The following is a 15,207-nucleotide window of genomic DNA, read 5'->3' on the forward strand; positions in this document are numbered from 1 at the left end:
CTCAGTGGGCGTGGCCGTGGCCGTGACCGGCGGGGGCCTCGTCCTCCTCGGCCGGCTTCTCGACGACCAGCGTCTCGGTCGTCAGCAGCAGCGAGGCGATGGACGCGGCGTTCTCCAGCGCGGAGCGGGTCACCTTCACCGGGTCGATGACACCGGCCTTCACCAGGTCGCCGTACTCGCCGGTGGCGGCGTTGAAGCCCTGACCGGCCTCCAGCTCGGCGACCTTGGAGGTGATGACGTACCCCTCCAGGCCCGCGTTCTCGGCGATCCAGCGCAGCGGCTCGACGGCGGCGCGGCGCACGGTGGCGACACCGGTGGCCTCGTCGTCGCTCTTGCCGAGGTTGCCCTCCAGCACCTTGACGGCGTGCACGAGGGCCGAGCCACCGCCGGAGACGATGCCCTCCTCGACGGCCGCGCGGGTCGCGGAGATCGCGTCCTCCAGGCGGTGCTTCTTCTCCTTGAGCTCCACCTCGGTGGCCGCACCGACGCGGATGACGCAGACGCCGCCGGCCAGCTTGGCGAGGCGCTCCTGGAGCTTCTCGCGGTCCCAGTCGGAGTCGGTGGTCTCGATCTCCGCCTTGATCTGGGCGACGCGGCCCTGCACGTCCTCGCCCTTGCCGGCGCCGTCGACGATGGTGGTGTCGTCCTTGGTGACGGTCACGCGGCGGGCGCTGCCCAGTACGTCGAGACCGGCCTGGTCGAGCTTGAGGCCGACCTCCTCGGCGATGACGGTGGCGCCGGTCAGCGTCGCCATGTCGCCGAGCATCGCCTTGCGGCGGTCACCGAAGCCGGGAGCCTTGACGGCCACCGCGTTGAAGGTGCCGCGGATCTTGTTGACGACGAGGGTGGAGAGGGCCTCGCCCTCCACGTCCTCGGCGATGATCAGCAGGGGCTTGGAGCCGCCGGCCTGCATGACCTTCTCCAGCAGCGGCAGCAGGTCCTGGATGGAGCTGATCTTGCCCTGGTGGATCAGGATGTACGGGTCGTCGAGGACGGCCTCCATACGCTCCTGGTCGGTGACGAAGTACGGGGACAGGTAGCCCTTGTCGAAGGCCATGCCCTCGGTGAAGTCCAGCTCCAGGCCGAAGGTCTGGGACTCCTCGACGGTGATGACACCGTCCTTGCCGACCTTGTCCATCGCCTCGGCGATCAGCTCACCGACCTGCTTGTCCTGCGCGGACAGCCCGGCGACGGAAGCGATGTCCTCCTTGGAGTCGATCGGCGAGGCGGTCTTGATCAGCTCGTCGGAGACGGCGGCGACCGCGGCGTCGATGCCCTTCTTCAGGGCCGCCGGGGAGGCACCCGCGGCGACGTTGCGCAGGCCCTCGCGGACCAGCGCCTGGGCCAGCACCGTGGCGGTGGTGGTGCCGTCACCCGCGATGTCGTTGGTCTTGGTCGCCACCTCCTTGAGGAGCTGCGCGCCCAGGTTCTCGTACGCGTCCTCGACCTCGACCTCACGGGCGATGGTGACGCCGTCGTTGGTGATGGTCGGGGCGCCGAACTTCTTGTCGATGACGACGTTGCGGCCCTTGGGGCCGATGGTCACCTTGACGGTGTCGGCCAGGTTGTTGACGCCGCGCTCGAGGGCGCGACGGGCGTCCTCGTCGAACTTCAGGATCTTCGCCATGGAAGCTGTTGTGTCCTCTCACACGTCTCGCACGACTCGTACGAGCTGCGCCCTGGCCCCTGCTACCTCATCGGGAGCGGGCACCAGGGCGCGGTTCGCTGCAAACTGCTACGGCTGCTGCGGCTGCGTCACTTCTCGACGATCGCGAGGACGTCGCGGGCCGAGAGCACGAGGTACTCCTCGCCGCTGTACTTCACCTCGGTGCCGCCGTACTTGCTGTACAGCACGATGTCACCGACCTGGACGTCGAGCGGCAGGCGGTTGCCGTCCTCGAAGCGGCCCGGGCCGACGGCCAGGACGGTGCCCTCCTGCGGCTTCTCCTTGGCGGTGTCCGGAATGACCAGGCCCGAGGCCGTGGTCTCCTCGGCGTCGAGCGGCTGGACCACGATGCGGTCCTCGAGCGGCTTGATGGCAACCTTGGAACTGGCGGTCGTCACGATCCGACCTCCCCCTTCGGAGATCTCAAATGGGGTCTTATGTCTGGGGTGGCGACCAGGTGGATCCGCCGTCGCGGGTGCCGGATCTGCCCGTCGCGTACTGCTGGCACTCCCACGGGGAGAGTGCCAAGGTTGAGATTATTGCGGCGCTAGCACTCGGTCAAGCCGAGTGCTAGCCACACCGGCGCGCGCCGCCCCCGGAGGGGCGCTTTCCCGCCCCGGGAAGCGCGCCTTCCGGCCACCCGTGCCGGGGTCGGCACAGGCCGTCTCAGGTCGCACCCTCGAAGAGTGCCTCCGCCTCGACCAGCACGTTTTCAAGCGCCTCGGGGTCCGGGCGGAGCCCCGGCAGCAGGGCGTCCACGGTGTCCAGCCCCACCCGCCGAAGGAGCCGCTTTTCGTTGGTGATCCACTCGCCGCGGGCCGCGAGTACGGCGTGGGCGGTCTCCATGGCGGCCGTCGCCAGCGCACCCGCGACCTCGGTGGGCCGCCCGCGCCGCGCGTAGGCCCCCTTCGCGTACCCGAGGGTCAGCGCCGCGCGGTCCCGCCACACCGGCGGGGCGGCGGCGCGCAGGGCCTCCGGGTAGCGGGGCCGCTCCAGTGTGCCGTGGAGCACCCGGTTGACGGCGAGTTCGGCCACCAGGAGGTAGCTGGGGATGCCGGCGAGGTGGAACATCAGCGGCTCCCAGTGGAACCGTCCCGCGCGGGCCTCGGCCAGCTCGTGCTCGACGATGTCGAGGTCCCGGTAGTGGACGTCCACGTGCCGCCCGTCGACGGTCAGCCAGGCCCCGCCGTTGAAGACGCCCCCGCCCCACGCGCCGAGTGCGGACACCTCGCCCTCCCAGCCGAGGGCGCGCAGGTCGGCGGGGTCGAAGGCGCCGCGGTAGTAGACGGCGAAGTCCCAGTCCCGCTCGTCCTCGCCGTGCGGACTTCCGGGGTCGGGGGTGCGGGTGTCCTCGGCGCGGGAGCCGCCGAGAGCGACGGCGTGCACGGCGGGCAGACCGGCGAGCCGGTCGGCGACATGGCCGAGGAATGCCACGTCGGTCAGGGAGCGGGTGTCAGGCACGGAGTGTCCGATCGACGAAGTGAAGGCGGGCGGTAGGGCGCGCCGCATCGGCGCCGGGGCCCCTGGCGGGGCTCGCTCGGCGTGTCACAGGTGCGGCGGCGCGCGGAGTCCCTCACTTCACGCCCCCACCCTAACGGCGCGGCCCTCCGGTCGGCACGGGAGAATGGCGGGGTGGATGTCGAGGTGTTCGCCGGGTTGCTGTCCGACGAGGGGCAGGATCTGCTGCGTCAGGTGCGGGGGGTGGCCCCGGGCGAGGAGCTGGCCGTGGCCACGCGGTTGCGGCAGCGGTACGCGCCCGCGCTGGTGTCCGCGGCGCTCACCCAGAACCGGCTGCGTACCCGCGCCGAGCCGAAGTTCGGCGCGGAGCAGGCCCACACCTTGTACTTCACGCCCGACGGGCTCGAACAGGCCACCCGCACGGCGGTGGCCGACCACCGGGCCCGCCGCTTCGCCGCACTCGGCGCCCGTAGCGCTGTGGACCTGTGCTGCGGTGTCGGCGCGGACGCGCTCGCCCTCGCCCGTGCGGGCATCCGCGTGCTGGCCGTCGACCGCGACCCGCTGACCTGCGCGGTCGCGCGCGCCAACGCGGCAGCGTTCGGCGTCGCCGACCGTGTCGAGGTGCGCTGCGCCGACGTGCGGGAGGTGGCGGCCGAGGGCTACGACGCGCTCTTCGCCGACCCCGCCCGGCGGGGCGGCCGCGGCCGGATCTTCGACCCGGAGGCGTACTCCCCGCCGCTGAGCTGGGCCGTGGAGCGGGCTCGCGCCGCGCCGGTGGCCGCCTTGAAGGTGGCGCCTGGCATCCCGCACGAGGCGGTGCCGGAGGAGGCCGGGGCGGAGTGGATCTCCTACGGCGGCGACGTCAAGGAAGCCGTCCTGTGGTTCACCGGCGAGAGCGGCGGTGCGGGAGGGGTACGGGCCACGCTGCTGCCGCGCGGCGACACCCTGGTGGGGCAAGGGCTGCCCGATCCGGAGCCCGGCCCGGTGGGCCGCTACCTCTACGAGCCGGACGGCGCCGTGATCCGCGCCCACCTGGTCGCCGAGGTGGCGGCACGGGTGGACGGGCGTCTGATCGACCCGACGATCGCCTATGTGACGGCGGACGGGCCGCCGCGGCCGACCCCGTACGCCACCGGGTACGAGCTGACCGACGTCCTCCCCTTCCACCTCAAGAAGTTGCGCGCCCTGCTGAGGGAACGCGGGGTCGGCGCCGTGACGGTCAAGAAGCGCGGCTCGGCCGTCGAACCGGAGGAGCTGCGCCGGAAGCTGAAGCTCGACCCGAAGACGGCACCCGGGTCGTGCACCGTCTTCCTCACCCGCGTCGCCGGCGCCCCCAGCATGCTGCTGGGCCACCCGCTGCCCCGCTGACCCGGCCGCGGCGCTGCCCGCCGTGCGCGCTCACACCTGCTCGAACCGCCACCGGTGCACCGGACGGGCCGTCAGCTCCTCGGGCGGGTCCGGCAGTTCGGGGATCTCGGCGTCGTAGGGGCGCGGCCACCAGGTGATGACGAGGACCCGGTCGCCGGGGGCGGTGAAGTGTTCGCGGCGGGCGGGCGGCGGGGCCAACTCGGCGGCGCGGGCCCACTCCACAAGAGCGGGGGCGGCACCGGGGGCGGCCTTGGCCTCCCACATGAGGGCTGTCGTCGGCATCAGGCGTAGAGGTTCTTCCGGCTGACCTCGTGCACGTGGTCGTGGGAGTGGGTGTGCCCGCGGTCGTGGCCGTCGCGGGAGGGGGCCGGGACGTGGGGCTCGGTCACCGGGAGGGAGGAGTCGGCGGGCAGGTCCCAGGCGGAGGCGGCCCGGTCGCGGGCGACCATCTCGGCGCCGAGCGCGGCCACCATGGCGCCGTTGTCGGTGCACAGCTTGGGGCGCGGCACCCGCAGCGTGATGCCCGCGGCGGTGCAGCGTTCCTCCGCCATGGCCCGCAGCCGCGAGTTGGCCGCGACACCGCCGCCGATCATCAGGTGGTCGACGCCCTCGTCGCGGCAGGCGCGCACGGCCTTGCGGGTCAACACGTCCGTGACGGCTTCCTGGAAGGAGGCCGACACGTCGGCGACGGGCACCTCCTCGCCGGCGCTGCGCCTGGCCTCGATCCAGCGGGCGACAGCCGTCTTGAGGCCCGAGAAGGAGAAGTCGTACGGCGCGTCGCGGGGTCCGGTCAGACCGCGCGGGAAGGCGATGGCGGCCGGGTCGCCCTCCTTGGCGTACTTGTCGATGACGGGGCCGCCGGGGAAGCCCAGGTTCAGGATGCGGGCCACCTTGTCGAAGGCCTCGCCCGCCGCGTCGTCGATGGTGGAGCCGAGCGGGCGGACGTCGGCGGTGATGTCGGGGGCGAGCAGCAGCGAGGAGTGGCCGCCGCTGACCAGCAGCGCCATGGTCGGCTCGGGCAGGGCGCCGTGTTCGAGCTGGTCGACGCAGATGTGCGAGGCCAGGTGGTTGACGCCGTAGAGGGGCTTGCCCAGCGCGTAGGCGTAGGCCTTCGCGGCGGAGACGCCGACCAGCAGGGCGCCGGCGAGGCCGGGGCCCGCGGTGACGGCGATGCCGTCGAGGTCGGTGGCGGCGACACCGGCCTGGTCCAGCGCGCGCTGGATGGTCGGCACCATCGCCTCCAGGTGCGCCCGGCTGGCGATCTCCGGGACGACGCCGCCGAACCGCGCGTGCGTGTCGACGCTGGAGGCGACGGCGTCGGCCAGCAGCGTGCGGCCGCGCACGATTCCGACGCCGGTCTCGTCGCAGGAGGTCTCGATGCCGAGAACGAGCGGTTCGTCAGCCATGGGTGTTCGTTCCTTGGTGCGCGGTCGGAGTGGTCGGAGTGGTCGGCACGGAGGTGGCGGGACGCGGGTCCGCAGGGCCGGACGCAGGGCCGTCGCGGGGCGCGTCGTGCAGGGCGTTGGCCGGCAGGTCGCCGGAGGCGTCGGCAGCGGCGGCGTACGAGGCGGGGTCGGCGAGCCGCATCACGAGCGCGTCGACGTTCGCCGGCTGGTAGTAGCCGCGCCGCACCCCGACGGGGACGAAACCGAAGCGCTCGTAGAGCCGCTGCGCGGGCGCGTTGTCGACCCGCACCTCCAACAGCACCTCGGCGCACTCGAAGTCGGTCGCCGCCCGCAGCAGGGCGCGCAGCAGCCGGGAGCCGAGGCCGGTGCCGCGGTACCCGGGCAGCACGCCGATGGTCTGGACATCGCCGGTGCCGCCGACCGCCGCCAGCCCGCCGTACCCGACGAGGGCACCGTCCGGCGCCTCGGCCACCAGGTAGCGGCGGGTCGCCGCGGGGCCGCGCGCATGCGCCAGCTCCGACCAGAACATCCCCGCCGACCAGGCGTCCTCCGGGAAGAGCGCGCCCTCCAGCTCCAGTACCGGTTCGATGTCCCACCACCGCATCTCGCGGAGCGTGACCTCGCTGCCGGCCGCCTCGGGGGAGCTCACCGCGGGGTGACCACCTTGTAGCCCGCGGGCACCTGGGCGTCGGGCCGCCGCAGGTACAGCGGGCGGGGCGGCAGCAGTTGCTCGCCGCGTGCCAGCCGCTCGGCGGCGAGCCGGGCCAGCGCCGCGGCGGACTGGTCGGTGGGCAGGTCCCGGCGTACGCCGCGGAAGACGGACTCGTACAGCACCGCCCCCGCGCCGACGGCCGGCAGCCCGGTGACCTTTCCGTCGGCGGCCGCGGCATCGGTGAGGTCGTCGAGGTCGGCGGGCCGGTCCACGGCCGGGTCGCCGGTCCGCGTCCGGGCGTCGGCGTACCGCGCCCAGTAGACCTCCTTGCGGCGCGCATCGGTGGCCACGACGAAGGGCTCCGCGAGCCCGGAGGCGTAGGCGATGCCGTCCAGCGAGCACAGCCCGTGCACCCGCTGCCCGAGCGCCGCCGCGAACGCCTCGGCGGTGGCCAGGCCGACCCGCAGCCCGGTGTAGGGGCCGGGGCCGACACCGACGACGAGGTCGGTGACCTCGGCCGGCTTCCGCCCTGCCTCCTCCAGCACCCGCTGCACGCAGGGCAGCAGCAGCTCGCCGTGCCGGCGGGCGTCCACCTGGTGGGCGGCGGCGAGGGTGCGGTCGCCGTCGGCGTCGTGGAGGGCGACGGTCACGGCGGGGGTGGCGGTATCCAGGGCGAGCATCAACACCCGACCAGCCTACGGCTCCCGCGCCCCGCCCCTGGCCCCTCGTCCCTTTTCTCACCCGTTCCGGGAGGCGGCTGCCTCACCCGTTGCGGGCGCCGCCCTGGCCGACGGCGGCCTTGCCGAACGGGATGTCGGAGCCCGTCAGCTCGGCGCGGATGCCCTCCTTGGCCACGGAGACGCCGCGCAGCCGCACGTCCCCGGGCAGGTCCGGCAGGGTCAGGTGGAGCGCCAGCTTGTCGGCGAGCTTCGGCTCCTCGATCTTGCGGAGCGCCGCCACCAGCGACGGGTCGATGCCGACCTTCTCCAGCAGCTCGGGGTGGGCGACGACGACGTCCAGCATGTTGAGCCGCATGACCTTGTCCACGAACCGCGGCGCTCCCGTCAGCCGGTGCAGCTCGCGCTCGCTGTGCCGTACCCGCTGCGCCCGCTCGGGGGTGAGGCCGAACCGGTGCGCGATCGACCGCACCCCGAACAGCGCCCGTGCCTTGGCCGCGTCGCGCTGGATGCGCTCGGCCAGCGGGCGGGAGAGCCGCAGGCCGGCTTCCTTGCCGGTGCCCGGCGTGAAGCTGAACAGCTTGGGGACCACCAGCCGCATCTCGTCCACCGTGGTGCCCACCCCGTGGTCGCCGGTGCGCTGCAGATGGGCGCGGGCGCGGACCTTGACCACCGTGCCGCCGACGGGCAGCTCGCCCGCGGCGTGCACCGTGTGGCGGCCCCCCGCGGTGAACGCGACCTGCGAGGTGCCCAGCTCGCGGTCGAGGTCGTCGAAGTCGAGCAGGACGTCCCCCTTCATCCGGCCCAGCACCGCGCCCTTGATGGCGGACGGCGCGTCCCCCACGATCTTCACGTCGTCGACGTCGCCGCTGACCTGGGCGACGGAGACGCGGCCCGCGGGCACGTCCGGGATCTTCGTCTCGACGTGGTCGAGGCGACCGCGCGCCACCTGGGTGAGGAACGGGAAGCCCTCGATGTGCACCTCGGGGCGGGCGTGCAGGTGCAGCGACTGCTGCACCTTCTCCGCGGCCTTGCCCTCCGCGTACAGGGCGGCCCAGCGGTCTCCGACCGCGAGGAAGGCCAGGAGTGTGCAGCACAGGATCGCCAGCTTCACGGTCCGCCGCACCCGGGAGCGGCGCCGCCGCCGGACGGCCCGCAGGTAGGGCATCCGGTCCTCGTAGGCCGGCTCGTCGTACTCCGAACGCACCCCGATACCGAACCCGCGCAGACCGCCGTCGTAGCCCCCGTCGTACGCCGCACTGTCGTACGCCCCGTCGCCCGGATGCGAGCCGCCCGGGTCGTCGGCGAGCGCCGCCAGCTCCTCGTAGGGGTTGGCCGGACGGCGGGGGGCGTGGGGCTCCCCCTCGCCGGGGGTGGGGATTTTCGGTATGGGAGTTGTGGAGTGTGGCGATGATCCGTGGGGGGTCATCGCCACATGCGAACACAAGCACGGGCGTTACTCCAAGTTCCCTCTTCGGTCACCCGACGGCCACGACCGGTCTCGCCACGGCGCCCGTGCCGCGCCTGCTGCTACCGTCGACGGCGGACGGCGAAGGGGTTCGCCGAGGCTCGCAGGAGAGGTGGCGGCGCACGGTGGCACGCAGCAGCGGCGGCAGCGCGGGAGTGGTCGTGGCCGGGCTGACGGCGGCAGCCCTCGCCGTGATCGGATTCTTCGCCTACCAGGCCTCGGCCGCCCAGGACCGCGTCGACCGGCCCTCCTCGGCCGGCACGGGAAAGCCCTCCCCCGGCGGCGAGGGCAAGGGCGGGGACGCCAAGAGGCGCGCTCCGTCCGCCCAGAGGACCGCGCCGCCGTCCGGCTCCGGCCAAGGGCGCCGCGTCGTCTACGCCCTGGAGCGGCACCAGGTCTGGCTGGTCGGCAAGGACGGCAGGACGTCCCGCGCCTTCGAGGTGGCGCCCAGCTCGGTCGACCCCCGCCCGGGTACCTACAAGGTCACCTCGCGCTCCTCCCATGTGAAGGGCTCCGACGGGGTGCCCGTGGAGAACGTCGTACGGTTCGCCGACGTCGGCGGCGTCACCATCGGGTTCAGCGCCTCGCTGGACGGGTCCACCCCGGACCCGGGCGCCTCCCGCAAGACCGGCGGCATCCGCGAGAAGCGGGCCGACGGCGAGGCCATGTGGCTGCACGCCACCATCGGCACCCCCGTCGTGGTGGTCCGCTGACGGTAGGCCCGCGCCGGCCCGCCGTCCGTCGGCGGGCGCTGGTCGTTCGCGCACTCGGCTCGTTCGCGCACTCGGCCCTGAGCGTTCCCCTGCGCCGGTCGTTCCCGGGCACTCGGCGCCGGTCGCTCGCGAACGGCCCGACGCTGACCATGACCGGGCACTCGGCGCTGGTCGTTTCCCGGCAGGCTCGGCGGTCAGCGTTCACGGATGTCACCGGTGCATCACCCGCGGCAGGCGCCCGCCGCTCGCGGGTGCTGGACGCCGGCGCCTGCCGCGGCCGGACCTCGAGCGAACCGGGCGGACCCGGGCGGGCGTGGTCCGGCGAGGGCTTCGCGCCCGGGGCGTCCGGCGGCGGCGTGCCGACGGTCGCCTCAGCGGCGGTCCGGGCCCGGGTGCTGCCCGGCTCCGTCGGTGGACTCCGCACGCGACGGAGGGCTCGACACGGCAGCCGCGGCAGCACAGGACGCGAGCAGCTCGCTCATGGGCGGAGTGTCGGGCACCGGTGCCCTTCCGTCAGCGGGCACCGCTTCGTCCCGCTCAGGCCGCTGCCCGGGATGCTGTGCGGTCATGGCTCCTCCAGGGGCATCGACACGGTGGCACTTAGGTATACCTAACCGTGCTCTCAGCTCCCATGGGACCACGCCCCCCGTCGACCGCGCAACATCTTGCCGACACGCTGTCGGCACGGTGGGCACCGCGCCGGGCCCGGTCCGCTCAGCCGAGGGCCCGGAGGTTCTCCGCCGCCCAGCGCTCCCCCACCCCGGCCAGGGTGACGGTCCGCACGTCGTCGGCCTCGCCGCCGTCCTCCCCCATCGCCCGGGAGATGACGACGTGCAGCCGCTCCTCCGTCAGCTCCTCGACCTTGCCCTCACCCCACTCCACGACGACCACCGACTCGGGCAGCGAGACGTCCAGGTCCAGGTCCTCCATCTCCTCCAGCCCGCCGCCGAGCCGGTAGGCGTCCACGTGGACCAGCGGCGGACCGTCCGTCAGGGAGGGGTGGACCCGGGCGATGACGAACGTGGGAGAGGTCACGGCGCCGCGCACCCCCAGGCCCTCGCCCAGGCCCCGCGTCAACGTCGTCTTGCCCGCCCCGAGTTCACCCGTGAGCATGACGAGGTCACCGGCCCTGAGCAGCCCCGCGAGGCGTACACCGAGCGCCCGCATGTCCTCCGCGGCGGGCACGGTGACCCTCACCTCGTTCCGGGCGGCGGCGGGCTCGCCTGCCGAGGCGTCGGACGGGGCGCCGTCAGGGGCAGGGCGGCCTGCCCTGGCGGTCTGCGGGGGCGGCGCGTGATGCTGGTCGTGCGGTGCTTCCATGCGTCCGGATGGTACGCGCCAGCAACGCGTCCAGGTGGGCGCCGACCTCCTCGGGACGCTCCAGCATCAGCAGGTGTCCCGTCGCCTCCAGCAGCACGAAGGCGGCGCGCGGCAGAGCCGCCACGATGCGCTCGCTGTGCACGCTCGGGGTCATCAGATCGCGGTCCCCCGCCAGGACCAGGACGTGCGGTCCCCGCGCCCCGTCGAAGGCGGTCAGCGCCGCGCTCTTCTCGTGCTCCACGAAGGCGGGATAGAAGTCCGCGACCACGTCCACCGGCACCGACTCGATCAGCTGCTCGGCGAACCGTGCCACCCCGGGATCCACTTCCCGGGGGCTGCCGAACGAGTACCGCTTCACCAGCCCCGCGAACAGGTCCGCGCTCGCCCGTCGCCCGCGCTCCACCAGTTCCGCACGCGCGGCCAGCGCCCGCAGCACCCCGGGCACCACCCGGCGTACCGCCCGCGCGCCGGCCGCCGGAAGGCCGTGGTTCTCCTCCGCGAGGCCGCCCGCGCTGGTACCGAGCAGGGCGACGCCCGCGACGCGCTCCTCGACGTACTCCGGGTACTGGGCGGCCAGCGCCATCAGCGTCATCCCGCCCATCGAGTGACCCACCAGCAGCACGGGACCCTGCGGCGCGGCGGCGTCGAGCACGGCCTTCAGATCCCGGCCCAACAGGTCGATGGAGACCCGCTCCCCCGCCGGACCGCGCCCCGAGCGGCCGTGGCTGCGCTGGTCCCAGTACACGCACCGGACCCGGCCGCGCAGCGCGGCTCGCTGGAAGTGCCACACGTCCTGGTTGAGGCAGTACCCGTGCGAGAAGACCACGGTCAGCGGAGGCCCGCCCACCTGAGCCCGGGCCCGGGGGGCCTGCTCCTGCTCCTGCTCCTGCTCCTGCTCCTGCTCCTGCTCCTGCGGTGCCGGTGTCCGGGCCGGGTCCGGGTGGTCCTCCTCGAAGTCCTCCGGTTCCTCGGTCTCGAAGTACAGCTCCGTGCCGTCCTCGGCCGCCACCCGGCCGGGCGTACCGCGCAGGGAGCCGTACGGCGCGGTGGCGTCGAGAGCGAGCCGCGCCTTGCGGCGGACGGCGCGGTGCACCGTCAGGCGTTCGAGAGCCACCCCCGCCGCGACGACGCCTATGGCGGCTCCGGCGAGCCCCGCCCGGCGCGACCAGCCCGCCCCGCCGCCGGGCCCCGCCGGGACGGACGGCGTCCCCGCAGGCGTACGGGCACCCGCCGCGGTTGCCGCCGCCGTGCGCCACGCGCGCCGCGCGGCGGCCACGGCCTCGGCCGCGTCCTGCGTCCCCGTCGGTGTCCCGAGCGCGGCGACCTCCCGCGCGGCGCGGCCCGCCACGTCACCGTCGTCCGTCACCAGGCCACCTCCCCGACCGCCTCGGTCACCCCTCGGCACGTGCCGCCGCGCACGCTCCCGCCCCTGCCCGCGGCCGTGGCTGTACCCCGCACTCCGCTCATCTCCCGGCCCCCGTCCGTCGCCCGTACCCGTGCCTCACCCGTGTCCGGTGCTGCGCGATGTGTGCTGCCGCCGGTGGCTCGCCTACCCGTCCGCCCGCCGCACGTCCTCGTGGGCGTATACCCGCGGGACCCGTGCGCTGATGCGGGTGACGATCTCGTAGGAGATGGTGCCGGCTGCACGGGCCCAGCCCTCCGCGGTCGGCTCGCCCCGGTCACCGGGGCCGAAGAGGACGGCGCGGTCACCGGCCGCCGCGCCGTCCCCGCCGAGGTCGACGACGAACTGGTCCATCGCCACGCGCCCCGCGACCGTCCGCCACTTCCCGGCCACCAGGACCGGGCCGGCGCCGGAGGCGTGCCGGGGCAGGCCGTCGCCGTAGCCGAGCGGGACGAGCCCGAGGGTGGTCTCGCCCGGCGTGGTGTAGGTGTGCCCGTAGCTGACACCGTGACCGCCCGGCACCCGCTTCACCAGGGCGAGCGAGGCGCTCAGCGTCATGGCCGGGCGCAGCCCGAGCTCCTGGGCGGTGCCGACCTCGGGGGACGGGGAGAGGCCGTAGACGGAGACGCCCGGCCGTACCAGGTCGAAGTGGGAGTCGGGAAGTGTGAGCGTCGCCGGCGAATTGGCGTGGTGCCGTACCTCCGGGTCGAGCCCGGCCCGCTCCGCGACGGCGAGGGCCTCGCGGAAGGCGGCGAGCTGGGCCGCGTTGGCCGGGTGGCCCGGTTCGTCGGCGCAGGCGAAGTGGGACCAGACGCCGGTCACCTTGACCGCGCCCTCCGCCTCGGCCGCGCGGGCAGCCGCTACGAGGCGGGGCCAGTCGGCGGGCTGGCAGCCGTTGCGGCCCAGCCCGGTGTCCGCCTTGAGGTGGACGCGGGCCGTCCGCCCGGTCGCACGGGCTGCGGCCACGATCTCCTCCAGCGCCCACAGACCGCTCGCCGAGACGTCGATGTCGCGGACGAGGGCGTCCTGCCAGGGCCCGCCCGGTGTCCACAGCCAGCACAGGAGGCGGCCCCGGTCACCGGCGTCCCGCAGGGCGAACGCCTCCTGGGGGGTGGCGGTGCCGAGCCAGCCGGCACCCGCCTCGCGTGCGGCGCGGGCACACGGCAGCGCGCCGTGCCCGTAGCCGTCCGCCTTCACCACCGCCATCAGCTCGGCGCGCGGCGCGTACCCACGCAGCGTGCGCACGTTGTCCCGTACGGCAGCCAGGTCGATCTCGGCCCGCCCCCGCACCCCTGCCGCTTCCACCGCCGCCGCTGCGTCCACGTCCTGCACGCGGGCGGACGCCCTCGCGCCGGCGGCCGGGCCCCGGTCCGAGGCCGCGGGCACGGGGGTGGAGGCGCGGGTCCGTGGAGCATCGTTCACCGCTTCAGTGTCGCAGGTCGCCCCGGGCCATGCGCAGCTCTCAGCGGCCCACCGCCCCGTCGATCCGCTCCCGCAGCAGGTCCGCGTGTCCGCAGTGCTGTGCGTACTCCGCGATCAGGCCGATCAGGACCCGGCGACAGGTGACGGGGCGGCCCGTGCGGGCATGCACCCCCGCGGCGTCCAGCTCCATGGAGGCGACGATCTCGCGGGAGCGCGCGCACTCGGCCCGCCACACGGCCAGCGCCTCGGCGGGGTCCCCGTCGAGGGAGTCGAAGTCCTGGTCGGGGTCGTCGTCGGAGTAGTACAGCAACGGCAGCTTCTCCCCGGCAAGCTGGATGCGGAACCACCAGCGCTCCACGCCGGCCAGGTGCCGCAGCAGCCCGTGCAGGCTCAACCCCGAAGGGGGCACGACGCGTTGCGACAGGGCCTCGGTCGGCACACCGGTGCACTTGAGCAGGAGCGTCTCGCGGTAGTGGTCCAGGTAGCGGGTGAGCAGCTCCCGTTCGTCTCCCTCCAGGGGAAGCGGCGTGCGGGTGTCCTGCTCCCACGCCGCGGCGAAGTGGGCCGGGACGGCGTCTGCGGTGCGCTGTTCACTCATGCCGGGAGTCTGACAGCGGGGTACGACAGTCGCCCCGGTACGCCAACGCACGTGCCCGGCACGACGGTTGACCGCCGGTCGACAATGGGCGGCGTGACGTGGACGATCCGACCCGAACCCATCGACAGCCCCGAAGCCGTCGCAGCCCTACGGGCGTACGCCGCCGAACTGGAGAGCCGCCGCAGAGGGCGTCCGGCGACCGAGCAGGAGATCGCGGCGGCCCTCGCCGAACACCCCGGCCACGGCCTGGTGCCACCCGACGGACACCTCCTGCTGGCCCGCACCGAGGCCGACGGCACCGTCGCCGGCTGCGCGGCCGTCCTCATGATCGCGCGGGCCACCGCCGAGATACGCGGCGTCTGGGTCGCCCCCGCGGCCCGCCGGGGCGGCCTGGGAGGGCTGCTGGTGGCCGCCGCGGAGTGCGCGGCGCTCGGCATGGGGGCACGGGCGGTGCGCTCCGACACCCGGCGCGACCTGGTGGAGGCCGAGCGGTTGTACGCCAGGCGCGGCTACGTGGAGATCGAGCCGTTCGACGACTCCCCGTACGCACACCACCGGCTCGGCAAACCCCTCCGCCCCACCCTGACCCGCATACCGCCCCAGGCCTCCTCGCCCGAGTAACCCCGGCCGGGCCACACCCCGGAAACCGCTGTCCCGACGCGGCGGGGCCCTCCCGTGCCGCATACAGCGCACTGCGCCATCGAACATCGACGGCCTGGGAGTGAGCCGTCCCGCGAGGCCGCCCACCTACGCAACCGAGGAAGCGCCCCACATCGGGACCCACATCGGGACAGCCCCGGGGCTGCCGGAGACCCAGGCCGACGTAGGCCCAGGCCAGGGCCGATCGCAGGGCTGCCGGGACGGGCCGTGGGCCGCAGACCCAGAACGGGCCGCAGCCCCGTGTCAGGCCGCAGACCCGGGACCGGCCACAGGCCCGAGACCCGCCGCAGATCCAGGACCGGCCGCAGACCCGAGACCGGCCGCAGGCCCGAGACCGGCCGCAGACCGGGACAGCTCGCAGACCCGAGGCAGACCGCAGACCCGAGACCTGCCGCAG

Annotated in this window: 15 protein-coding genes; 3 read left to right on the forward strand and 12 right to left on the reverse strand. The window is 74.3% G+C overall.

Annotation, left to right across the window (positions count from 1 at the left end; all coding sequences use genetic code 11):
* Nucleotide 1: 1 nt before the first annotated feature.
* The 3 genes from groL to H297_RS0104385 all read right to left on the reverse strand — a co-directional run bounded on the left by groL (nucleotide 2) and on the right by H297_RS0104385 (nucleotide 3,175).
* Nucleotides 2-1,627: a chaperonin GroEL gene (gene groL, locus H297_RS0104375; protein WP_027736053.1), complete on the reverse strand. Its 1,626-nt coding sequence runs from the start codon at nucleotides 1,625-1,627 to the stop codon at nucleotides 2-4.
* Nucleotides 1,628-1,755: 128 nt separating this feature from the next.
* Nucleotides 1,756-2,064: a co-chaperone GroES gene (gene groES, locus H297_RS0104380; RefSeq protein ID WP_027736054.1), complete on the reverse strand. Its 309-nt coding sequence runs from the start codon at nucleotides 2,062-2,064 to the stop codon at nucleotides 1,756-1,758.
* Nucleotides 2,065-2,332: 268 nt separating this feature from the next.
* On the reverse strand, nucleotides 2,333-3,175 hold the full coding sequence (locus H297_RS0104385) for a nucleotidyltransferase domain-containing protein (protein WP_486589394.1): 843 nt from the start codon (nucleotides 3,173-3,175) through the stop codon (nucleotides 2,333-2,335).
* A 123-nt stretch (nucleotides 3,176-3,298) separates the two neighbouring features.
* Between H297_RS0104385 and H297_RS0104390 the strand changes: the two genes are divergently transcribed.
* A complete protein-coding gene (locus H297_RS0104390; protein WP_027736056.1) occupies nucleotides 3,299-4,492 on the forward strand; it encodes a THUMP-like domain-containing protein in 1,194 nt (397 codons plus the stop codon).
* A 30-nt stretch (nucleotides 4,493-4,522) separates the two neighbouring features.
* Here H297_RS0104390 and H297_RS0104395 read toward each other — a convergent pair whose 3' ends face one another.
* From H297_RS0104395 to H297_RS0104415, 5 genes are all read right to left on the reverse strand, one after another.
* Nucleotides 4,523-4,774 carry a hypothetical protein gene (locus H297_RS0104395; RefSeq protein WP_027736057.1) on the reverse strand — a complete coding sequence of 84 codons (252 nt, stop codon included), beginning with the start codon at nucleotides 4,772-4,774 and terminating at the stop codon, nucleotides 4,523-4,525.
* Entirely contained in the window at nucleotides 4,774-5,898 is a 1,125-nt protein-coding gene (gene tsaD, locus H297_RS0104400; RefSeq protein ID WP_027736058.1) for a tRNA (adenosine(37)-N6)-threonylcarbamoyltransferase complex transferase subunit TsaD, read from the reverse strand. The genes H297_RS0104395 and tsaD overlap by 1 nt, the downstream gene beginning before the upstream one ends.
* Nucleotides 5,891-6,547 (reverse strand): ribosomal protein S18-alanine N-acetyltransferase, encoded by a 657-nt coding sequence (rimI, locus tag H297_RS0104405; RefSeq protein ID WP_027736059.1) that lies wholly within the window; start codon nucleotides 6,545-6,547, stop codon nucleotides 5,891-5,893. The genes tsaD and rimI overlap by 8 nt, the downstream gene beginning before the upstream one ends.
* Nucleotides 6,544-7,236 carry a tRNA (adenosine(37)-N6)-threonylcarbamoyltransferase complex dimerization subunit type 1 TsaB gene (tsaB, locus tag H297_RS0104410; protein WP_027736060.1) on the reverse strand — a complete coding sequence of 231 codons (693 nt, stop codon included), beginning with the start codon at nucleotides 7,234-7,236 and terminating at the stop codon, nucleotides 6,544-6,546. Before tsaB ends, rimI begins: the two co-directional genes overlap by 4 nt.
* A 76-nt stretch (nucleotides 7,237-7,312) precedes the next feature.
* Complete coding sequence (locus H297_RS0104415; protein ID WP_027736061.1) at nucleotides 7,313-8,656, reverse strand: LmeA family phospholipid-binding protein; 1,344 nt, start codon at nucleotides 8,654-8,656, stop codon at nucleotides 7,313-7,315.
* A 164-nt stretch (nucleotides 8,657-8,820) separates the two neighbouring features.
* Between H297_RS0104415 and H297_RS0104420 the strand changes: the two genes are divergently transcribed.
* Nucleotides 8,821-9,408 carry a hypothetical protein gene (locus tag H297_RS0104420; protein WP_027736062.1) on the forward strand — a complete coding sequence of 196 codons (588 nt, stop codon included), beginning with the start codon at nucleotides 8,821-8,823 and terminating at the stop codon, nucleotides 9,406-9,408.
* Nucleotides 9,409-10,122: 714 nt separating this feature from the next.
* Here H297_RS0104420 and tsaE read toward each other — a convergent pair.
* The 4 genes from tsaE to H297_RS0104440 form a co-directional block, all read right to left on the reverse strand.
* Nucleotides 10,123-10,728 (reverse strand): tRNA (adenosine(37)-N6)-threonylcarbamoyltransferase complex ATPase subunit type 1 TsaE, encoded by a 606-nt coding sequence (gene tsaE, locus H297_RS34435; protein WP_027736063.1) that lies wholly within the window; start codon nucleotides 10,726-10,728, stop codon nucleotides 10,123-10,125.
* Entirely contained in the window at nucleotides 10,658-12,004 is a 1,347-nt protein-coding gene (locus H297_RS34440; RefSeq protein ID WP_051351521.1) for an alpha/beta hydrolase, read from the reverse strand. The genes tsaE and H297_RS34440 overlap by 71 nt, the downstream gene beginning before the upstream one ends.
* 273 nt (nucleotides 12,005-12,277) lie before the next feature.
* A complete protein-coding gene (gene alr / locus H297_RS0104435) occupies nucleotides 12,278-13,435 on the reverse strand; it encodes an alanine racemase (RefSeq protein WP_027736064.1) in 1,158 nt (385 codons plus the stop codon).
* A 157-nt stretch (nucleotides 13,436-13,592) separates the two neighbouring features.
* Nucleotides 13,593-14,150, reverse strand: a complete 558-nt coding sequence (locus H297_RS0104440) for a DinB family protein (protein ID WP_027736065.1) — start codon at nucleotides 14,148-14,150, stop codon at nucleotides 13,593-13,595.
* 84 nt (nucleotides 14,151-14,234) lie between these two features.
* Between H297_RS0104440 and H297_RS0104445 the strand changes: the two genes are divergently transcribed.
* Complete coding sequence (locus tag H297_RS0104445) at nucleotides 14,235-14,771, forward strand: GNAT family N-acetyltransferase (protein WP_027736066.1); 537 nt, start codon at nucleotides 14,235-14,237, stop codon at nucleotides 14,769-14,771.
* The last annotated feature ends 436 nt before the right edge of the window (nucleotides 14,772-15,207 follow it).

Source organism: Streptomyces sp. CNT360 (assembly GCF_000424785.1).